Below are 17,113 nucleotides of genomic sequence, written 5' to 3' on the forward strand. Positions count from 1 at the left end.
GCGCGGCTAGACTTGCCAGCGTGATTGATCCAGTGCTCCTCCGCGAAAACCCAGACCTCATCCGGCGTTCGCAGGAGGCGAGGCGATCGCCCGTCGACCTCGTCGACCAGGCCCTCGATGCCGACCGTGAACGCCGCACGGCGATCACCACCTTCGAGGAGCTGCGCGCCGAGCAGAATGCGTTTGGCAAGACCGTGGCGCAGGCGCCCAAAGACGAGAAGGCGGCGCTCGTCGCCCAGGTCAAGGGCCTGTCCGAGCGGGTCAAGCTCGCGCAGCAGCAGGTGACGGATGCCGAGACTCGCTTTAACGAGATCGTCGGCGCGATTCAGAACCCGATTATCGACGGCGTGCCCGCCGGCGGAGAAGACGACTTCGTCACGCTCCGCGAGGTCGGTGAGAAGCCGACGTTCGACTTCGAGCCGAAAGACCACCTCGAACTCGGCGAACTCCTCGGCGCCATCGACATGCAGCGTGGCACCAAGGTCTCCGGCGCGCGCTTCTACTACCTCCGCGGCATCGGTGCCCGCCTCGAACTCGCCATCATGAACATGGCACTCGATCGCGCGCTGACCGAGGGGTTCATCCCGCTCATCACGCCGACGCTCGTGAAGCCCGAGATCATGGCCGGAACCGGGTTCCTCGGTGCCCACGCCGACGAGGTTTACTACCTTCCCGCCGACGACCTCTACCTCACCGGTACGAGCGAGGCGGCGCTCGCCGGATACCACTCCGACGAGATCATCGACGTGGCGGATGCCCCGATCCGCTATGCGGGCTGGTCCACCTGCTACCGCCGCGAGGCCGGCTCGTACGGTCGGGACACCCGCGGAATCATCCGCGTGCACCAGTTCAACAAGCTCGAGATGTTCGTGTACACGACACCGGAAGAGGCAGAGGCAGAGCACCTCCGTCTGCTCGGCTGGCAGGAAGGCATGCTTCAGGCTCTTGGCCTGAGCTACCGCGTGATCGACACCGCCGCCGGCGACCTCGGCTCGAGCGCGGCACGCAAGTACGACGTGGAAGCCTGGGTTCCGACGCAGGACGCGTTCCGCGAACTGACCTCGACCTCCAACTGCACGACGTACCAGGCGCGCCGCCTCAACATCCGTTACCGCGGTGAGAGCGGCAAGACCAGTCCCGTCGCGACCCTCAACGGCACCCTTGCAACGACCCGCTGGCTCGTCGCGCTCCTTGAGACCCACCAGCAGGCCGACGGCTCGGTCGTTGTTCCCGAAGCGCTCCGCCAGTACCTCGGCGGGCTCGATGTGATCCGGCCGCTGTGAGCGAAGCCGGTCTCCTCGTCGCGCTCGACGTTGACGGCACCCTGCTCCACGAAGATGGATCGATGTCGGATGCCGTCATCGAGGCCGCTCGCGCGGCATCCGCCCGCGGTCACCGGCTGATGCTCGCAACGGGGCGCAGCTGGGAAACAACCCTGCCTGTCGTCGAGCAGCTGGGAATCGACCCGGAGTACGTCGTCTGCGCGAACGGCGCACTCGTCATGAAACGTGACCAGGGAGCGGTCGGTGGATACCACCGGCATCTCATCGAAACCTTCGATCCGAGCGACGTGCTGAAGACCATCCGATCCCACCTCGCCGACGGCCGATACATGGTCGAGTACCCGAGCGGATACCGCAGATACACGGTCGGAATGACCGACTGGAATCTCGAGAACGCCGAAGAGGTCGAGTTCGAGGGGCTGTTGAGCGAGCCGGTGACGCGAGTGGTGGTCGTCTCTCCAGAGCATGATGAACTCGAGTTCCTCAAGATCGTGGAGAGCATGGGCCTGCACCAGGTCGCGTATGCCATCGGCTGGACCGCGTGGCTTGACATCGCTCCGCTTGGCGTCAACAAGTCGACCGCCCTCGAGAGGGTACGTGGATGGCTCGACGTGCCGCGGGATCGCGTCGTCGCCGTTGGTGACGGCCGCAACGACGTCGAAATGTTCGAGTGGGCGGGAGCCCAGGGGCGAGCGATCGCCATGGGGCAGGCGCCGGACGAGGTCAAAGCGGCGGCAACCGAGGCGACCGGGTCGGTTGCCGATGACGGACTCGTGGCCGTTCTTGAGTCGCTCTGAAGCCCGGATTAGGGCTGCGGGTACTCGGTTCTCACTCAGGGACCGTCCAGAATGCCCTGTGAGTATGGACTTGCCCTGATCCGCTAGGATCGAGTGTTGCGTGCTGTCCCGACAGTGCGGCATGGAGGGCTGTCCGAGCGGCCGATGGAGCCAGTCTTGAAAACTGGTGGGCAGAAATGTCTCGTGGGTTCGAATCCCACGCCCTCCGCCAAAGCCCTGCCGACCCGAAAGGACCGTCGAGTGAGTGAGCCTTCACGCCGTACCCGGCGGACCGAACCGGTCTCAACGATCGCCAGGCACGGCCGGCTGAAGAAGTCACACCCGATCCGGACCATCATCAAGGTTCTCTCCGGCGCGCTTGCCGTTCTGCTCGTCAGCGGTACCGCCGTTTCGGCGTATGCGCTCTGGGACATCGCGAAAGACGTTCAGCCGTCCGTGACGCTCGCGAACGAGACGCCGGGAGTGACGCTCCCGAACATCGACGCGATCGAGGGCGGCGTCAATCTGCTTCTTGTCGGCAGCGACAGCAGGGCTGGCCAGGACGGCGTGTTCGGTGATCCGAACAAGGAAACCAGTGTTCTCAACGACGTCACGATGCTCATGCACATCTCGGAGGATCACACGGCGGCGACCGTCATCAGTTTCCCGCGGGATATGTTCGTCCCCATCCCCGCGTGCCCGAAAGAGGGCGGCGGCACGTATGACGCCAGAGCCTCGCAGAAGATCAACTCCACCCTGCAGTACGGCGGACTCGCCTGCACCGTGCTCACCGTTGAAAAGCTGACGGGCATGAGCATTCCATTCGCCGCCGAAGTTCAGTTCAACGGCGTTATCGAGCTGTCGAACGCCGTCGGGGGAGTCGATGTCTGTGTCGCCGAACCGATCGACGACGACTACACCCAGACCTACCTCGACGAGGGTACCCACACGCTTCAGGGCATGGCGGCGCTTCAGTTCCTTCGAACGCGCCACGGCGTTGGCGATGGATCGGACCTTGGACGGATCAGCAACCAGCAGGTGTTCCTCTCCTCGCTCGTGCGCCAGTTGAAGAGCAGCGAGACGCTCACTGACCCGACGAAGCTCTTCAGCATCGCCAAGGCAGCCGCCGGCAACATGACCCTCTCGAACAGCCTCTCCAACGTCAACACGATGGTGTCGATTGCCATGGCTCTCAAGAACATCCCGCTCGAGCAGGTCGTGTTCGTTCAGTACCCGAATGCGGAGGGCACGAGCGGCGGCCAGAGTGGGGTGCTCCCGCTTAAAGCTCCAGCGAAGCAGTTGTTCGATGCGCTTGCCTCCGATCAGCCGATCACGCTGACGGGTGACACCGGGGCGGGCTCTGTTCTCGACCCGAATGCACCGGTCGCCGAAGCTCCGCCTGCGGAGGCGCCGGTTCCCGACGCGCCTGCTCCGGATGCCACTCAGTCGGCATCCCCGGAGACCCCGGCCGCGCCCGATGTCGTCGAGCTCCCCGAGACTGTGCAGGGTCAGACCGCTGGCGATTACACATGCTCCAAGGGAAATAACTGACCCACCGGCTCCGGACGCTGTCGGCTCGAGTTGACGGCGGTTTAGAGTGGTGCTGTGAGCCCACGACCCGCACCCACGATGAAGCATGGGCAGCAATCTCGACGAGGTGCGACGGCGACGTTTTTCAAGACGACGGCCATCGCCCTCGCTGTGCTTCTCGTCAGTGGCGCGTCCGTCGCGGCCTGGGTCGTCTATGACCTGGCAACCAACGTTTCGTCCAACGCAGTTGACATCACGCAGCCGGGTGGTGCCGGCGGCTCTGCCCCAGCGGTGCCCAACATCGACGCCTTCGAGGGCGGGTTCAACATGCTCGTCGTTGGGGCTGACAATGACGAGAGTCAGGATAAGAACGCATACGGGAAGCGCGACGTCACTCTCAATGACGTCAACATGCTGCTGCATGTCTCCGAGGACCACTCCACGGCGGTCGTGGTCAGTTTCCCTCGCGACCTCGTTATCGCGCAGCCCAAATGTGTTGATCCGGAGACGGAGGAGACCGAGCGCGCCGTTTCGGCTCAGCCGCTTAACGTTTCCTTCGAGCGGGGCGGGTTGTCCTGTGTCGTCGCCACGATCTCGGAGCTGACGGGTCTCGAAATCGAGTACGCCGCCTTGATGTCATTCGACGCTGTCGTGCAGATGACCAATGCCGTCGGCGGGGTACCGGTGTGCCTTTCTGAGCGGGTGCGCGACAAGTATTCCGGTCTCGATCTGCCCGCTGGCACCACCACTATCTCCGGAGCGACGGCGCTTGCATTCCTGCGCACCCGGCATGGCGTCGGCGACGGTAGTGACCTTGCGCGCATCGCCTCGCAGCAGCAGTACATCTCGTCGCTTCTGCGCACGATCAAGAGCGATGACACGCTCACCGACATCACCAAGCTGTACGGGCTCGCCCAGGTGGCGGCCAAGCATGTAAAGCTGTCCACGTCGCTCACGAACGTGACGCAGATGGTCGCTATGGCCCGAACCTTCCAGACCATCGACCTCGACAAGCTCGCGCTTGTGCAGTATCCCGTTCAGGCTGATCCCGACAACCCCAACTGGGTCGTTCCGGACAAAACCGTCGCCAAAACACTGGTCGAGGCGATCGCCTCTGACGCCTCGTTCGTGCCGGACCCCACCGTGGAAAGGAACGGTGTTGAGGCTGACCCGAACGCGCCGGTGCCGCCTCCTGTAGCAGGTCCGCCCGCGACAGAATCGCCGGCTCCTCAGCCGCCGACGTCCACCCCATCGGCTCCGGGCACGGGTGCTACACCGACGCCGACGCCGACCTCGAACGTGATCGAAGGGCTTTCGGGTCAGACAGCCCTCGAACAGACCTGTTCCGTCGCGAATCGATAGCGGTCAGCTGTCGTTTTCGCCCGCGATTCGGAACACGGCAGATCACCCGTTATGATTGAGCCTGTGCATCCGCCCGTCGGCATGCACATGGAGACGTCGCATAGTTCGGCCTAGTGCACCACCCTGCTAAGGTGGAGTCCTCGTAAGGGGACCGCGGGTTCAAATCCCGCCGTCTCCGCCACCACCCCCACTCTTCGAGTGGGGGTTTTGTGTTGTCCGGCTCGCGCTCAGGAACCCCCCACGGCCGCTGTGACAGACTGGGCGGGAACCTTTGGCATCGCCGACGTGGTCGTTGCCGCAGTCCAAACCACTGTGGAGACTCTATGCATTCGCTTTCCCACGCCGCCAGTGTCATCGCGGCCTCGGCTGATTCGTCGTCGGCTGGCGTCGCAGACGGAATCGCCGGATGGGCGATCTCGGTCATGGAGGCCCTCGGCCCGATCGGCGCGGGAATCATCGTTTTCCTCGAGAGTGTGTTCCCTCCGATCCCCAGCGAGATCATTCTTCCGCTGGCCGGTTTCACCGCGAGCCAGGGAAACTTCAGCATTGTCGAGGCGATCGTGTGGACGACCGTCGGCTCGGTTCTCGGTGCTTTCCTGCTCTACGGGCTCGGCCGATTGCTCGGCCATGACCGCACGATGTGGCTCGCTGCCCGCATCCCGTTCGTCGACCCGGACGACATCACGAGAACCGTCGAGTGGTTCGGGCGGCACGGAAAGAAAGCCGTGTTCTTCGGACGGATGCTGCCCATCTTTCGGAGCCTGATCTCCATTCCCGCGGGCATCGAGAGGATGAACCTCGCCGTGTTCGCGGTTCTCACGCTCGCGGGATCATTGATCTGGAACAGTATTTTCGTGATCGCCGGATTCCTGCTCGGTGAGAACTGGAGCGCGGTCCTGCAGTACGCAGACATCCTCAAGTACCTCGTCGTTGCGGGTGTTGCCTGCCTCGTTGCCTGGTGGGTCGTGCGCACCGTCCTGCGATACCGTGCGCGCCGGGCAGCACTCGCCGAACAGCCCGAGGAGATGCCAGCGCCTGATCTGGACCAAACGCAGCAGCGATAGAGTCCTCGTCCTCCGTGCGCGGCTAACCTCTGGTGAACATTTCTCGCTGAGCACCCCTTTGGGGCGCGCTGTCCCCTAGGTTGGAGTGGTCAACCACATGCCAGCAGGACGCGACCCGGGGTCTGTCCTGCTCGAAAGGACTGAACGTGAACAACCGCACCGTGCGATCGACGTCGATTGCCGCACTTCTCATCGGCGCCGTCGCCCTCACCGGCTGCTCCGCGGATCCGGAAGCATCCTCATCGGAAGCTCCGGCGGAATCCGGCGGAACGCTCATTGTCTACACGAACTCCAACTCGGACGGTCGCGGCGAATGGGTCACAGAGAAGGCGGCAGAGGCGGGCATCGAAATCGAGATCGTTGGTCTCGGTGGAGCCGACCTCGCCAACCGGATCGTCGCGGAGAAGAACAACCCGGTCGGCGATGTTGTCTACGGGCTCAACAACATGTACTTCGAGACACTCAAGGAAGAAGAGGCGATCACCGCCTACGAGCCGGCCTGGGCAGCAGAGGTCGACCAGGAGTCCGGTGACCCCGACGATGGCGCATTCTGGCCGCTCGTTGAGCAGGCGATCGTCACGGTCTATGACACGAACACCGTGAGCGAATCTGACGCACCGACCGAAACCAGCGACCTGTGGAGCGACAGCTCCTATGAGGGGCGCTACGAGGTCAACACGGTCCTCGGCCAGGCGACACCGCAGCTGATCCTCGCTGGTCTGCTGACGCAGTACGTCGACGAGGACGGAGATCTTGGAATTTCTGACGAGGGCTGGGAAGAGGTCGAGAAGTACTTCGCCAACGGTTCGCCCGCTGTCGAGGGAACCGATCTCTACGCTCGCCTGACTCGCGGCGAGGTTGACTACGGTGTCATTCCCTCGAGCGGAATCACGGCGCGTGACGCCGAGTATGGAACGAAGACCGGCGTCATCTCGCCCAAGATCGGCGTGCCGTACGTCACCGAGCAGATCTCCGTCATCGCCGGTACGTCGAAGGAAGCACAGGCAGAGGAGTTCATCGACTGGTTCGGCAGCGCCGAAGTCCAGGGCGAGTTCGCCGCCGAGTTCTCGGCCTACCCGGTCAATGAGAAGGCCCGTGCCTCGGCTCTCCCCGAGGTCATCGAGCTGATCGACTCCCTCGAGAAGCAGGACATTGACTACGGATTCGTGCGCGAGAACATCAGCGCGTGGGTCGAGAAGACCGAACTCGAGTACCTGCCCTAACCGCTCGTCCTTCCCGTCTCTGGGGTGAGGCGGCCGCGGGTAGTCCGCGGCCGCCTTTCCCCCTCAACCGCCGTTCATCGTGGAACGGTCTGCTGGAGCCCAGATGATCACGTACGACAACGTCGAAGTCCGGTTCGGTGAGCACGTCGCCATTCCCGACCTCAACCTCGAAATCGCCGAGGGCGAGTTCTTCACTCTCCTTGGCCCATCGGGCTGCGGCAAGACAACGGCACTCCGAACGCTCGCGGGCTTCATCGAGCCGTCACGCGGCAGGATTTTTATCGACGGTAAGGATGCCACTCGGCTGCCGAGTGAGAAACGCCGCGTCGGTATGGTGTTCCAGAACTACGCACTCTTCCCCAGCATGAGCGTCGGTGAGAATATCGCCTTCGGACTGGCCGTTCGTAAGACCAAGAGGGCAGAAGCCGATCGGCTCGTCGCTGAGATCGCCGACCAGGTCGAACTCACGCGTGAGCAGCTCGACAAGAACGTCGCCGAGCTCTCGGGTGGTCAGCAGCAGCGAGTGGCCATCGCACGAGCGCTCGTGCTCAAGCCGCGCATCCTGCTGCTCGACGAGCCGCTGTCCAACCTCGACGCCAAACTGCGTGTGCAGTTGCGCGAACAACTGAAGAACCTCCAGAGCGAACTCGGGATCACCACGGTCTACGTCACCCATGACCAGGAAGAGGCCCTGACGATGAGCGATCGGATCGCCGTTTTCAACAAGGGCGTCGTCGAGCAGGTGGGCACCCCGGAGGAGATCTACGACCGGTCCCGAACAGAATTCGTGTGCACCTTCGTCGGGGCCATCAATGCGCTGTCACCTGACTTCGTCCAGCGGCTCGTCTCAGCCGGCGCCTCTGGGCTCGACCCAGCGAAGCCGTCGTACCTTCGCCGGGAGAAGGTGTCTCTGTACCCGCCGCGAACAGGGGAAAACAGCATCCGTCTGGATGGCGTTGTCGCAGCGCGTACCTACCACGGTGCGTACAGCACCTACGCGATCGAGTCGGGTGCAACAACGCTGCTCGCGATGGTGACGGAGAACGGCGACGCTGTGTTGGAGCCGGGTTCGACGGCCGACCTCTACGTCGACCCGACCTCGATCCTGCAGTACTGAGGAGTCGACATGCGGAACTCATCGCTCGGGGCCATGCTCCGCTCGCCGCTCGTGATCGTTGTCTCGGTGGTGCTCGTGTGGTTCATCGTCACCTTCCTGCTGTTCCCGAACATCAACCTGCTGGTGTCGACGTTCTTCCCGGGCGGCGAGTTCAGCGCCCGCGCGGTGGAAAAGCTCGTCAGCTCCGAGCGCGCCATGAAGAGCCTGTGGCACAGCTTCCTGCTCGCGATCACTCTTTCGGTGACGGTCAACGTTGTCGGCATCTTCATCGTGCTCGTCACGAAGTACTTCCAGATCCGGGGCGCCCGCGTGCTCTGGCTTGGCTACGCCACCACACTGATTTACGGCGGCATCGTGCTCGCCGCCGGCTACAACTTCATCTACGGCCGGTACGGGTTCATCACCAACGCCGTTCGCAACGTCTGGCCAGAGGTCGATCCGAACTGGTTCTCCGGCTTCTTTGCCGTTGTGCTCGTGATGACGTTCGCGACGACAACGAACCACATGCTGTTCCTGTCCTCGGCACTCGCGAAGGTCGACTACCAGACCATCGAAGCGGCACGGAACATGGGAGCGTCGACCTGGCGCATCCTGTGGAAGATCGTTTTGCCCGCCCTCCGTCCGATGATTTTCGCCGTCACGGTGCTGACCTTCCTCACCGGTCTCGGCGCGCTCACCGCACCGATCGTGCTCGGTGGTCCTGACTTCCAGACCATCGCACCGATGATCGTCACGTTCTCGAAGAGCACCAGTTCCCGTGACCTCGCCGCGCTCCTGGCGATCATCCTCGGCGTCGCTACGATCATCCTTCTCGCGGTCATGAACCGCGTCGAGAAGTCGGGCGTCTACTTCTCCGTCGCGAAGGTCGCGACCCCGCTGCAAAAACAGCGAATCCCGAACCGCGCGGCGAACGTGATCGTCCACATCATCGCCTATGTCCTCTTCGTCATCTACGCGGCGCCGGTGCTGCTCATCGTCCTGTTCTCCTTCGTCGATTCGACCGCGGTGCTCACCGGGTCGATCACGCTCGGTTCGTTCACCCTCGACAATTACGCGACGGTCTTCGGTACTCCTGCCGTGCTCCGGCCGTTCGTCGTCAGCGTCGTCTACAGCGCGCTCGCAGCACTCATCGTCGTCGGTGGGCTGCTGTTCGTCTCGCGGGTGATCCAGAAATATCGGAACCCTGTGACATCCGTTCTCGAATATCTCCTGCACATTCCGTGGATTCTGCCGACGATTCTCATTGCACTCGCACTCGTGATGACGTTCGACCGGCCCAACCCGCTCATCGGTGGCCAGGTGCTCACGGGCACCGCCGTGCTGCTGCTCGTCGCGTACATCATCGTGAAGATCCCGTTCACGCTGCGGCTGCTCAAGGCGGCGTTCGCGTCGATTCCCGATTCACTCGAGGATGCCGCTCGCATCCTCGGTGCGAAGTCACTGTTCACCTTCCGCAAGGTGTTGTTCCCGCTCGTGATTCCGACGGCCGCCGCGATCACCGCGCTCAACTTCAACAGCCTGCTCGACGATTACGACGCCGCCGTCTTCCTGTATCACCCGCTGTACGAACCGCTCGGCATCGCCATCAAGGCGAGCACCGAGGGTGAGAACAACCTCGACTCGATGTCGATCACCTTCGTCTACACGGTGCTGCTCATGATCATCATGGGCCTCACGATGTATCTCGTGTATGGCCGCTCTGCCGGCACGAAGAAGCGCCGTTCTCGGTTCAGCGTCGTCGGCGGGCCGTCTGCGGCCGGTCCGGGTGCAGCGGGCACGGATGCAGCAGGCACGGATGCCGTGGCAACCGCGGGGGCAAATCCTCGTTCCTGAGTGATGCGTGCGTTCCTGACCGAAGATCGGCGCGGGCTTTTTGCATCCTGCGCAAATATTGCGGTTTTCTTACCCCGTTCCGGGGTCAATCCTGACGCAGCTGCCGGAGGGTAGTCCTTGCAAGGGGAGAAACCCCTTGTCGTGTTGCCAGGCCGCCCGAGGTCGGCACGCGGAGCGACCGTTCTGCGCTGCTGCGCTTACCCGATCGCGCAGCTCAGACCGGAATGATGACGCACTCCCGAAGATAAGCCGGGCGTGCGTTCAGGAAGGTTATTGTGAAGACTCACACCAAACTACTCGCCGGCTTCAATGCCAGCGTTCTCGTGGGAGCCGCCCTAGTGCTCTTCGCGGGAGCAGCACCGGCGTCCGCGCACACACCGAAGGTAGTTGCGACGTGCGACAGCCTGACCGTGACACTCAAGAACTATGGCGCGACCGCCAAAAACTCCGCCAAGGTGACCATCGACGGCAAGACCGTCGAGAACGCAACCTTCGGTAAGGAATTCGTCAAGGCATACAAGTTCGACGACCGGACAGTTGCCCACAGCTACACCGTCGTCGTGGACGCACCTGGCACCACTTACGACGTCACCGAATCGAAGAAAAGCGAGCCGTGTCCAGCGCCAGCGAAGCCTCCGGTAGTCAAGCCTCCGGTGGTTAAGCCTCCGGTAAAGCCTCCAGTCGTTACACCTCCGGTAGTCACACCGCCGGTCGAGGAACCGCCGGTTGTTGTTCCGGAGAAGCCCAAGCCGCTCGAGAGCGCCAAGTCGGTTGAGGATGTCAATTGCGAGAGCAAGACGGTCAAGACCACCACCACGACCGTAACCACCGGTTGGACGCTCGATGAGAAGTCCAACACCTGGGTCAAGGACGCACCGAAGACCACGGTGAAGGAAACCGTACGGGACGCCACAGCCGGTGAGTGCCCTGTCGAGACTCCTCCGACGAAGGTAACACCGCCGGTCACCGACACGCCTCCGACGGCCGTTACGCCTCCGGTCACCCCTCCGGCGCCTGCGTCGACCACTCCTCCGGTTGCCGACACCACTCCGGTTGCTGATGCCCTGCCGTCAACGGGTGCGGATGCCGCCTGGGCGCTCCCGCTCGCGGGTGCCCTGCTCCTCGCTGGTGGCGCACTGATGCTCGTGCGTCGTACACGCCGCGCTTAAGCACACAGCTGAACACAGGAACGGCCCGGAGAATTCTCCGGGCCGTTCTTCTGTCGCGGGTGCCGCCTGGCTCTCGGCGCCGCTCGCTCCTGCGGCGTCCGTCACGGGGTAGGTGCCGAACGCAGCACGGCCCGGGAAGCGAGAGCTGCCCGGGCCGTGCTGTCGGTGAAACGTTACTTCTGCTGACGTGCCTTCTCGTCGGCGAGGGCGCGCTGCCCGGCCTTCTTGTCGTTGATGCGGCTGTTCTCGGCACGCACCTCGGCCTGGGTGGCGCGCTCGGCCACGAGCCACGCCGGGGGAGCCTCGAGGAGTGCGGTGATCTCGGCCGTCGTGAGCGCGGCGTCGTTCATCTCGGCGCGTGCGAGACCGGACACAGAGACGCCGAGCTTGCGGGCAACCTCGATGCGGGGGTGCGGGCCGTTCTTGCGCAACTCGACCAGCCATTCCGGCGGCGAGCTCAGCAGCTCATTGAGCTGTTCGCGGGTGACCGGGTTCGAGCGGAATTCTTCGGGAGTTGCCGGCAGGTAGACGCCCAGCTTCTTAGCGGCCGTCTCCGGCTTCATCGTTTGGGGGGTCTTGTTCGTTGCCATGTTCCCAGCTTAACTGCCAACCGGCACCGTGGAGCGCGGGAGGAGGCATCCGTAATACCCTGAACAGACCGCCGCACACCGATGCGGTGGGGATGGAAGAGGACCGATGGATACTGCCGAGACGCCAGGACCGTCGTTCACCATAGCTTTTGTGCCCGGGGTGACGCTCGCCAAGTGGGCAACCGTCTGGCAGGAACGCCGCAAGGATCTGCCGCTGGCCTTCGCGCCGACCACCGAAACGGATGCCGTGAGCGTGCTTCACGAAGGAACCGCTGACGTCAGTTTCGTGCGGCTTCCCGTCGACGACACTGACCTCAGTTTGATCCCGCTGTACAGCGAGATCGCCGTCGTTGTTGTGCCCAAGGACCACGACATCGCAAAACTCGAATCGGTGACGGTTGCTGAGCTCGCCGACGAACACCTGCTGCAGGACCCTGACGAGGTGCCCGAGTGGCGCGACGTCGCGGCCGAGGTGCGCGATGGATCGCGTCGGCCGTTGCCCGAACTGCGGTCGGTCGAGGACGCGATCGAGCTCGTTGCGGCCGGAGTGGGAATCGTCATTGTGCCGCAGTCCGTTGCGCGGTTGTATGGGCGTAAGGATGTCGTCGCTCGGCCCGTCACAGACGTCGCCGAGACCCGGATCGGGCTGGCCTGGGTCGCCGAGGAGACGACTCCGGATATCGAGGACTTCGTCGGTGTGGTGCGGGGGAGGACCGCGCGGTCGTCCCGTGCTCCACAGGAAGAGCCGGAGAAGGCGCCACCGAAGGAGCGCAAACCCCAGCAGAAGCCGAAGGCGAAGCCGTTCACTCCGCGCCAGGGCCGCGCCCCGAAGAAGCTGGGCAAGGGCCGCAACCGGGGTCGCGGGCGCTCCTAGCCAGCGCTACGCAATGGTCGTGCCGAATGCGAGCCCGAGCAGATAGGTGATGGCGGCAGCGCCGTAGCCGATCGCGAGTTGACGCAGCGCACGTTTGAGCGGTGACGCTCCCGACAGCACACCAACGACAGCGCCGGTCATCAGCAGGGCGATGCCAACGAGGATGGCGGCGACCGCAACGGCACCGAGCCCGCTCATGCCGAACAGGTACGGCAGCACGGGGATGATCGCGCCGGACGCGAAGAACAGGAAGCTTGAGAGCGCGGCGCCCCGTGCGGAGCCGATCGAATCGCCTGTCTGGGCAGACAGGGTGCCGGTGTCGAGCCCGACGTGCACGCAGTCGAGGTTGTTGAGCACCTCGCGGGCATGCTCGGCGGCCTGCTGGGGCGCCATCCCGCGCACCCGATAGACGTACTGCAGTTCGTTCGCGTTGACGTCGAGCTGGGGGAGCACCTGCCTGGCGGTTGGGTCTGGCGTGGTCGAGTCGAGCAGTTCGCGCTGCGAGCGGACGGACACATACTCACCCGCGGCCATCGACAGGGCACCGGCGAGCAACCCGGCAACACCCGCGGCGAGGACAACACCGGTGCCGACGCCGGTCGCACTCATGCCGAGCACGAGCGCGAGGTTGGAGACCAGGCCGTCGTTGGCTCCGAAGACAGCGGCGCGGAACGTTCCCGACATGTTGTTGCGGCCGCGTGCTGCCAAGCCGCGCACGATCTCGGTGTGCAGGCGTTCGTCGGCCGCCATCGCGTCTGTCGCGTCGGCATCCGCTTCGTACGGAGATCGCGATTCAGTCCGCTGCATCAAGGCGAGTACGAAGACCGAGCCGAAGCGTTTCGCGAAGAAGCCGAGCAGTCGGGTGCGCAGCGCCGTACGGGTGGGCTCGTTCGCGTGCTCGCCGAGCAGGTCGATCCAGTGAGCTTCGTGGCGGCGTTCCGCCTCGACGAGGCCGAGAAGGATCGCGCGTTCCTCGCCGGTACGCCGACGGGCGAGTTCGCTGTAGACGGATGCTTCGGCGCGTTCGTCGGCAAGGTACTGTCGCCAGCGTTTGATGTCGGATGCCGTCGGCGATGTGCGGGGTTCGGTCACGGTACTGCTCCTGAATCGGGTGACCGACGATTCCGGGGTGCGGAAACTTCGGCCATCGTTGAGATGTGGCCGAAGGTCTCGCTCGCCCGCAGTGCGCGGGTGGGCTGCCGGGTCGAAAGACCAGTGTGTCGACAGACCGCGTCGCCGTTTCTGGAGTGAAGCGGCGGTGGGAACTACTCCCCTTCGCTGGGAGAGAGTCTACCCCAGCGAGTTCTGCTGGATCGGGGTTGGCCGGGCATCACCTGAGCGCACTTTCAACGTACGCTCATAGGTATGGCACGAAGCAATAAGAAGCGGCCGAGCATCAGGGAGTCAGGTGGCTTCACCAACTGGCTCAACAACTCGCTGCGGCCGTACATTGGCCCACCTCCGCTCGGGCCATACAACGAGGAGCCGTTGCCGCCCGCCTCGGCGTCGGCGTGCCCCCTCTGCGGTCAGCTCATGTCTCTGCACATCGTCGACCGCAGTGGTGAGCGCACCCAGCTGTACTGCCCGACCGGTGACGACACGGCGGCCAGCGCGTAGGATCACCCGCGTGGAGCATCCGCGACTGTTCGAACCGGGTGACGCGGTCGTCGACCGCGTGCGGCAGATCTGTGCCGAGTATCCGGAGTTCGCTGAGGTCGAGGCGTGGGGCCGACCCACATTCCGTGCGGGCAAGAAGCTCTTCGCGGTGATGGGGTCGTCGATGGATCGCCCGCATACCCTGGTGTTCAAACCTGATCCCGACGAGCGGCCGGCTCTTCTCGAAGACCCGCGGTTCTTCGTGCCTCCCTATTTCGGGCCGGGTGGCTGGCTCGGCGTCGACCTCGTCGAGGCTGATGTCGATTGGGAAATTCTGGCGGAACTCATTGACGAGTCGTATCGGCAGATCGCGCTCAAGCGCCAGATCGCAGCGCTCGATGCGCGCGGATTGCGTTAGGGGATTAACGAAACGGATGCCGTCCCGCGTGCGTGCGGGACGGCATCCGTGTGAAAAATGGTGGCGTTCGGAGCGCCGCGGGTCAGTCGGTTGCGGTGAACTCGTCGTTACGCCGGTCGATCGCCTCGGTGAGGCGCTCGAGCTGTGCCGCGAAGCTCTCGAGTTCGTCGACCTCCCAGTCGGTCAGCAGCGGATACATAACGGACCTGCCCGACGGATTGACCGAGCGCATACGACGGGTGCCTTCCTCGGTCAGCACGAGGAAACGGGCCCTGCCGTCGGACGGGTCTGTGCGCGTCTCGACCAGGCCGAGCTCTTCGAGCTGCCGGATATGCCTGCTCACAACGCTCCGATCGACCACCAGGCGTTCGGCCGCGACACTGGCCTGCACCGAACCGCATCGCTGGATCAGCCGGAGCAACTGAAAGCCAGCAGGCGGAAGGGTGGGGTCGATCGCCGCTGCCGCGTTCTTCAGGATGAGCTGAAGCTTGCGCGACAGGGCACCCATGTTGACCTCGACGCCCACGATGGCCGCTGAATGCCGGTCGGAGTCGGGAGAGACGTTCGTCGCATCCGTGGTCATGGCATCCTCGTCGGATTCGATGTCGCGCCATCATCTTCCGGCTTCACGGTCGGGATCTGACCGGTTGGATTTGCGAGGCCGACCGGGGGGAGCGCAACACTCGCCGTCGAGACATCGATGAGGATGTCGCTGGCGTCGCGGTCGTGCGACGTGTCGACGGGCTGCTTCTTCAACTGCACGGCGTTGAGCTTACCGAGCGGTGCGTTCGGAATGAAGATCGTCGCGATGAGAGTGACGAGGGTGAGCGGAACGGCGCAAAGGAAGACGAAGCCAACCCCACTGCCGTACGCACTCTCGACGACGCTCTGCAACACCTCGGGCAGCTCGTGGATCTGCGGGATCGTTCCGCTGCCGAGGTACTTCCCAGCGAGGGCCTGGTCCGTCGGCGCGAGGGCACCGACGTTCTCCTTGATGCTCTGCGCGACGACGGTGCCGAGCACCGATCCGAGTACGGAGACGCCGATGGTGCCGCCGAGGCTCCGGAAGAAGGTGACGGCGCTGGTGGCGACGCCGAGGTTGCGCACCTCGATCGTGTTCTGAACCACCAGCACGAGGTTCTGCATCAGCATGCCGAGACCCGCACCCAGGACGGCCATGTAGATGCCCACGAGGACGAGGTTGGTGTCGTAGTGGAGAGTGCCGAGGAGGACAGAGCCGATGACCGTGAGGACTGCGCCGGTCACCATGATTGCCTTCCACTTGCCGCGACGGCTGATCATGCCACCGAAGATCGTCGAGGAGATGAGCAGACCGGCCATCATCGGAATGGTGAGCAGCCCGGACTCTGTCGGCGTGGCTCCGCGGGCGAGCTGCATGTACTGCGCGAGGAAGACTGACGTGCCGAACATGGAGACACCGACTGAGATGCTGGCGATCACGGAGAGCGTGAACGTGCGGTTCTTGAACATGCCGAGAGGGATGATCGGTTCAGGCGACTTGAGTTCAACGACGACAGCGCCGACCAGAAGGATGACAGACCCGAGCACCATCAGGAGGCTCGGTAGTGAAATCCAGTCGAACTGCGTGCCGGCGAGCGACACCCAGATCAGGAGGAGCGAAACACCGGCGGCGATGAGGATCGCGCCGAGGTAATCGATGTGAACCTTGCGCTTCGGCTGTTTGGGCAGGTGGAGCGTGCGCTGCAGCAGGACGATCGCGATGATCGCAATCGGCAACGCGATGAAGAAGTTCCAGCGCCAGCCGAGGGAATCCGTCACCAGGCCACCGAGGAGCGGTCCACCCACGGTCCCGACGGCCATGACGCCGCCGAAGAGGCCGGCGTACTTGCCACGGTCGCGGGGGCTGATGATGTCCGCCATGATGATCTGGCTGAGCGCGGCGAGCCCGCCGCCACCGAGGCCCTGAAGCACGCGGAAGAGGATCAGGGTGTCGGTGTTCTGCGAGAAACCGGCGGCAGCCGAGCCGATGACGAAGAGGCCGAGCGCAAGCTGGATGAGCAGCTTGCGGTTGAAGAGGTCAGCGAACTTTCCCCACAGCGGGGTGGAGACGGTTGTTGCCAGGAGGGTCGAGGTCACGACCCAGGTGTATGCGGACTGGTCGCCCTCGAGCTCGGAGATGATGAGGGGGAGGGATGTCGCGACGACGGTTCCGGCGAGGATCGACACGAACATGCCGAGAAGCAGACCCGAGAGGGCTTCGAGCACCTGACGGTGGGTCATGGTGCCGTCGGCGGAA

Annotated in this window: 16 protein-coding genes and 2 tRNA genes; 14 read left to right on the forward strand and 4 right to left on the reverse strand. The window is 64.0% G+C overall.

The window, feature by feature from the left end:
- Positions 1-20: 20 nt before the first annotated feature.
- From serS to AC1C2N_RS00175, 11 genes are all read left to right on the forward strand, one after another.
- Complete coding sequence (gene serS / locus AC1C2N_RS00125) at positions 21-1,283, forward strand: serine--tRNA ligase (RefSeq protein WP_495432418.1); 1,263 nt, start codon at positions 21-23, stop codon at positions 1,281-1,283.
- On the forward strand, positions 1,280-2,080 hold the full coding sequence (locus tag AC1C2N_RS00130) for an HAD family hydrolase (RefSeq protein ID WP_483405013.1): 801 nt from the start codon (positions 1,280-1,282) through the stop codon (positions 2,078-2,080). Before serS ends, AC1C2N_RS00130 begins: the two co-directional genes overlap by 4 nt.
- Before the next feature lie 123 nt (positions 2,081-2,203).
- Positions 2,204-2,291 (forward strand) — tRNA-Ser (locus tag AC1C2N_RS00135).
- Between the two features lie 29 nt (positions 2,292-2,320).
- Complete coding sequence (locus AC1C2N_RS00140) at positions 2,321-3,610, forward strand: LCP family protein (protein WP_483405014.1); 1,290 nt, start codon at positions 2,321-2,323, stop codon at positions 3,608-3,610.
- A 54-nt stretch (positions 3,611-3,664) separates the two neighbouring features.
- Complete coding sequence (locus tag AC1C2N_RS00145; protein WP_483405015.1) at positions 3,665-4,951, forward strand: LCP family protein; 1,287 nt, start codon at positions 3,665-3,667, stop codon at positions 4,949-4,951.
- 89 nt (positions 4,952-5,040) lie between these two features.
- A tRNA-Ser gene (locus AC1C2N_RS00150) sits at positions 5,041-5,132 on the forward strand.
- 142 nt (positions 5,133-5,274) lie between these two features.
- Positions 5,275-6,015: a DedA family protein gene (locus AC1C2N_RS00155; RefSeq protein ID WP_483405016.1), complete on the forward strand. Its 741-nt coding sequence runs from the start codon at positions 5,275-5,277 to the stop codon at positions 6,013-6,015.
- 146 nt (positions 6,016-6,161) lie between these two features.
- Positions 6,162-7,238, forward strand: coding sequence for an extracellular solute-binding protein (locus AC1C2N_RS00160; RefSeq protein WP_483405017.1), 1,077 nt, complete (start codon positions 6,162-6,164; stop codon positions 7,236-7,238).
- A gap of 103 nt (positions 7,239-7,341) precedes the next feature.
- Positions 7,342-8,355, forward strand: coding sequence for an ABC transporter ATP-binding protein (locus tag AC1C2N_RS00165; RefSeq protein ID WP_495432419.1), 1,014 nt, complete (start codon positions 7,342-7,344; stop codon positions 8,353-8,355).
- A gap of 9 nt (positions 8,356-8,364) precedes the next feature.
- On the forward strand, positions 8,365-10,188 hold the full coding sequence (locus tag AC1C2N_RS00170) for an ABC transporter permease (RefSeq protein ID WP_495432420.1): 1,824 nt from the start codon (positions 8,365-8,367) through the stop codon (positions 10,186-10,188).
- A gap of 275 nt (positions 10,189-10,463) precedes the next feature.
- Positions 10,464-11,357, forward strand: coding sequence for an LPXTG cell wall anchor domain-containing protein (locus AC1C2N_RS00175; RefSeq protein ID WP_483405020.1), 894 nt, complete (start codon positions 10,464-10,466; stop codon positions 11,355-11,357).
- Between the two features lie 173 nt (positions 11,358-11,530).
- Here the strand turns inward: AC1C2N_RS00175 and AC1C2N_RS00180 are convergent, their stop codons facing one another.
- Positions 11,531-11,947, reverse strand: coding sequence for a DUF5997 family protein (locus tag AC1C2N_RS00180; protein WP_483405021.1), 417 nt, complete (start codon positions 11,945-11,947; stop codon positions 11,531-11,533).
- Between the two features lie 106 nt (positions 11,948-12,053).
- Here AC1C2N_RS00180 and AC1C2N_RS00185 point away from each other — a divergent pair, with 106 nt between their 5' ends.
- Entirely contained in the window at positions 12,054-12,821 is a 768-nt protein-coding gene (locus tag AC1C2N_RS00185; protein ID WP_483405022.1) for a LysR family substrate-binding domain-containing protein, read from the forward strand.
- 6 nt (positions 12,822-12,827) lie between these two features.
- Here the strand turns inward: AC1C2N_RS00185 and AC1C2N_RS00190 are convergent, their stop codons facing one another.
- Positions 12,828-13,913, reverse strand: coding sequence for a VIT1/CCC1 transporter family protein (locus tag AC1C2N_RS00190; protein ID WP_483405023.1), 1,086 nt, complete (start codon positions 13,911-13,913; stop codon positions 12,828-12,830).
- 273 nt (positions 13,914-14,186) lie between these two features.
- Between AC1C2N_RS00190 and AC1C2N_RS00195 the strand changes: the two genes are divergently transcribed.
- Together AC1C2N_RS00195 and AC1C2N_RS00200 are read left to right on the forward strand one after the other, a co-directional pair.
- Complete coding sequence (locus AC1C2N_RS00195; protein ID WP_483405024.1) at positions 14,187-14,438, forward strand: hypothetical protein; 252 nt, start codon at positions 14,187-14,189, stop codon at positions 14,436-14,438.
- Positions 14,439-14,448: 10 nt separating this feature from the next.
- Positions 14,449-14,835 (forward strand): MmcQ/YjbR family DNA-binding protein, encoded by a 387-nt coding sequence (locus AC1C2N_RS00200; protein ID WP_483405025.1) that lies wholly within the window; start codon positions 14,449-14,451, stop codon positions 14,833-14,835.
- 82 nt (positions 14,836-14,917) lie between these two features.
- On the opposite strand, the gene AC1C2N_RS00205 is transcribed toward AC1C2N_RS00200, so the two are convergent.
- Both AC1C2N_RS00205 and AC1C2N_RS00210 read right to left on the reverse strand, forming a co-directional pair.
- Entirely contained in the window at positions 14,918-15,418 is a 501-nt protein-coding gene (locus tag AC1C2N_RS00205) for a MarR family winged helix-turn-helix transcriptional regulator (RefSeq protein WP_483405026.1), read from the reverse strand.
- Entirely contained in the window at positions 15,415-17,097 is a 1,683-nt protein-coding gene (locus AC1C2N_RS00210) for an MDR family MFS transporter (RefSeq protein WP_483405027.1), read from the reverse strand. The genes AC1C2N_RS00205 and AC1C2N_RS00210 overlap by 4 nt, the downstream gene beginning before the upstream one ends.
- Positions 17,098-17,113: the final 16 nt, after the last annotated feature.

The sequence above is a fragment of the Mycetocola sp. Y791 genome, from assembly GCF_059445325.1.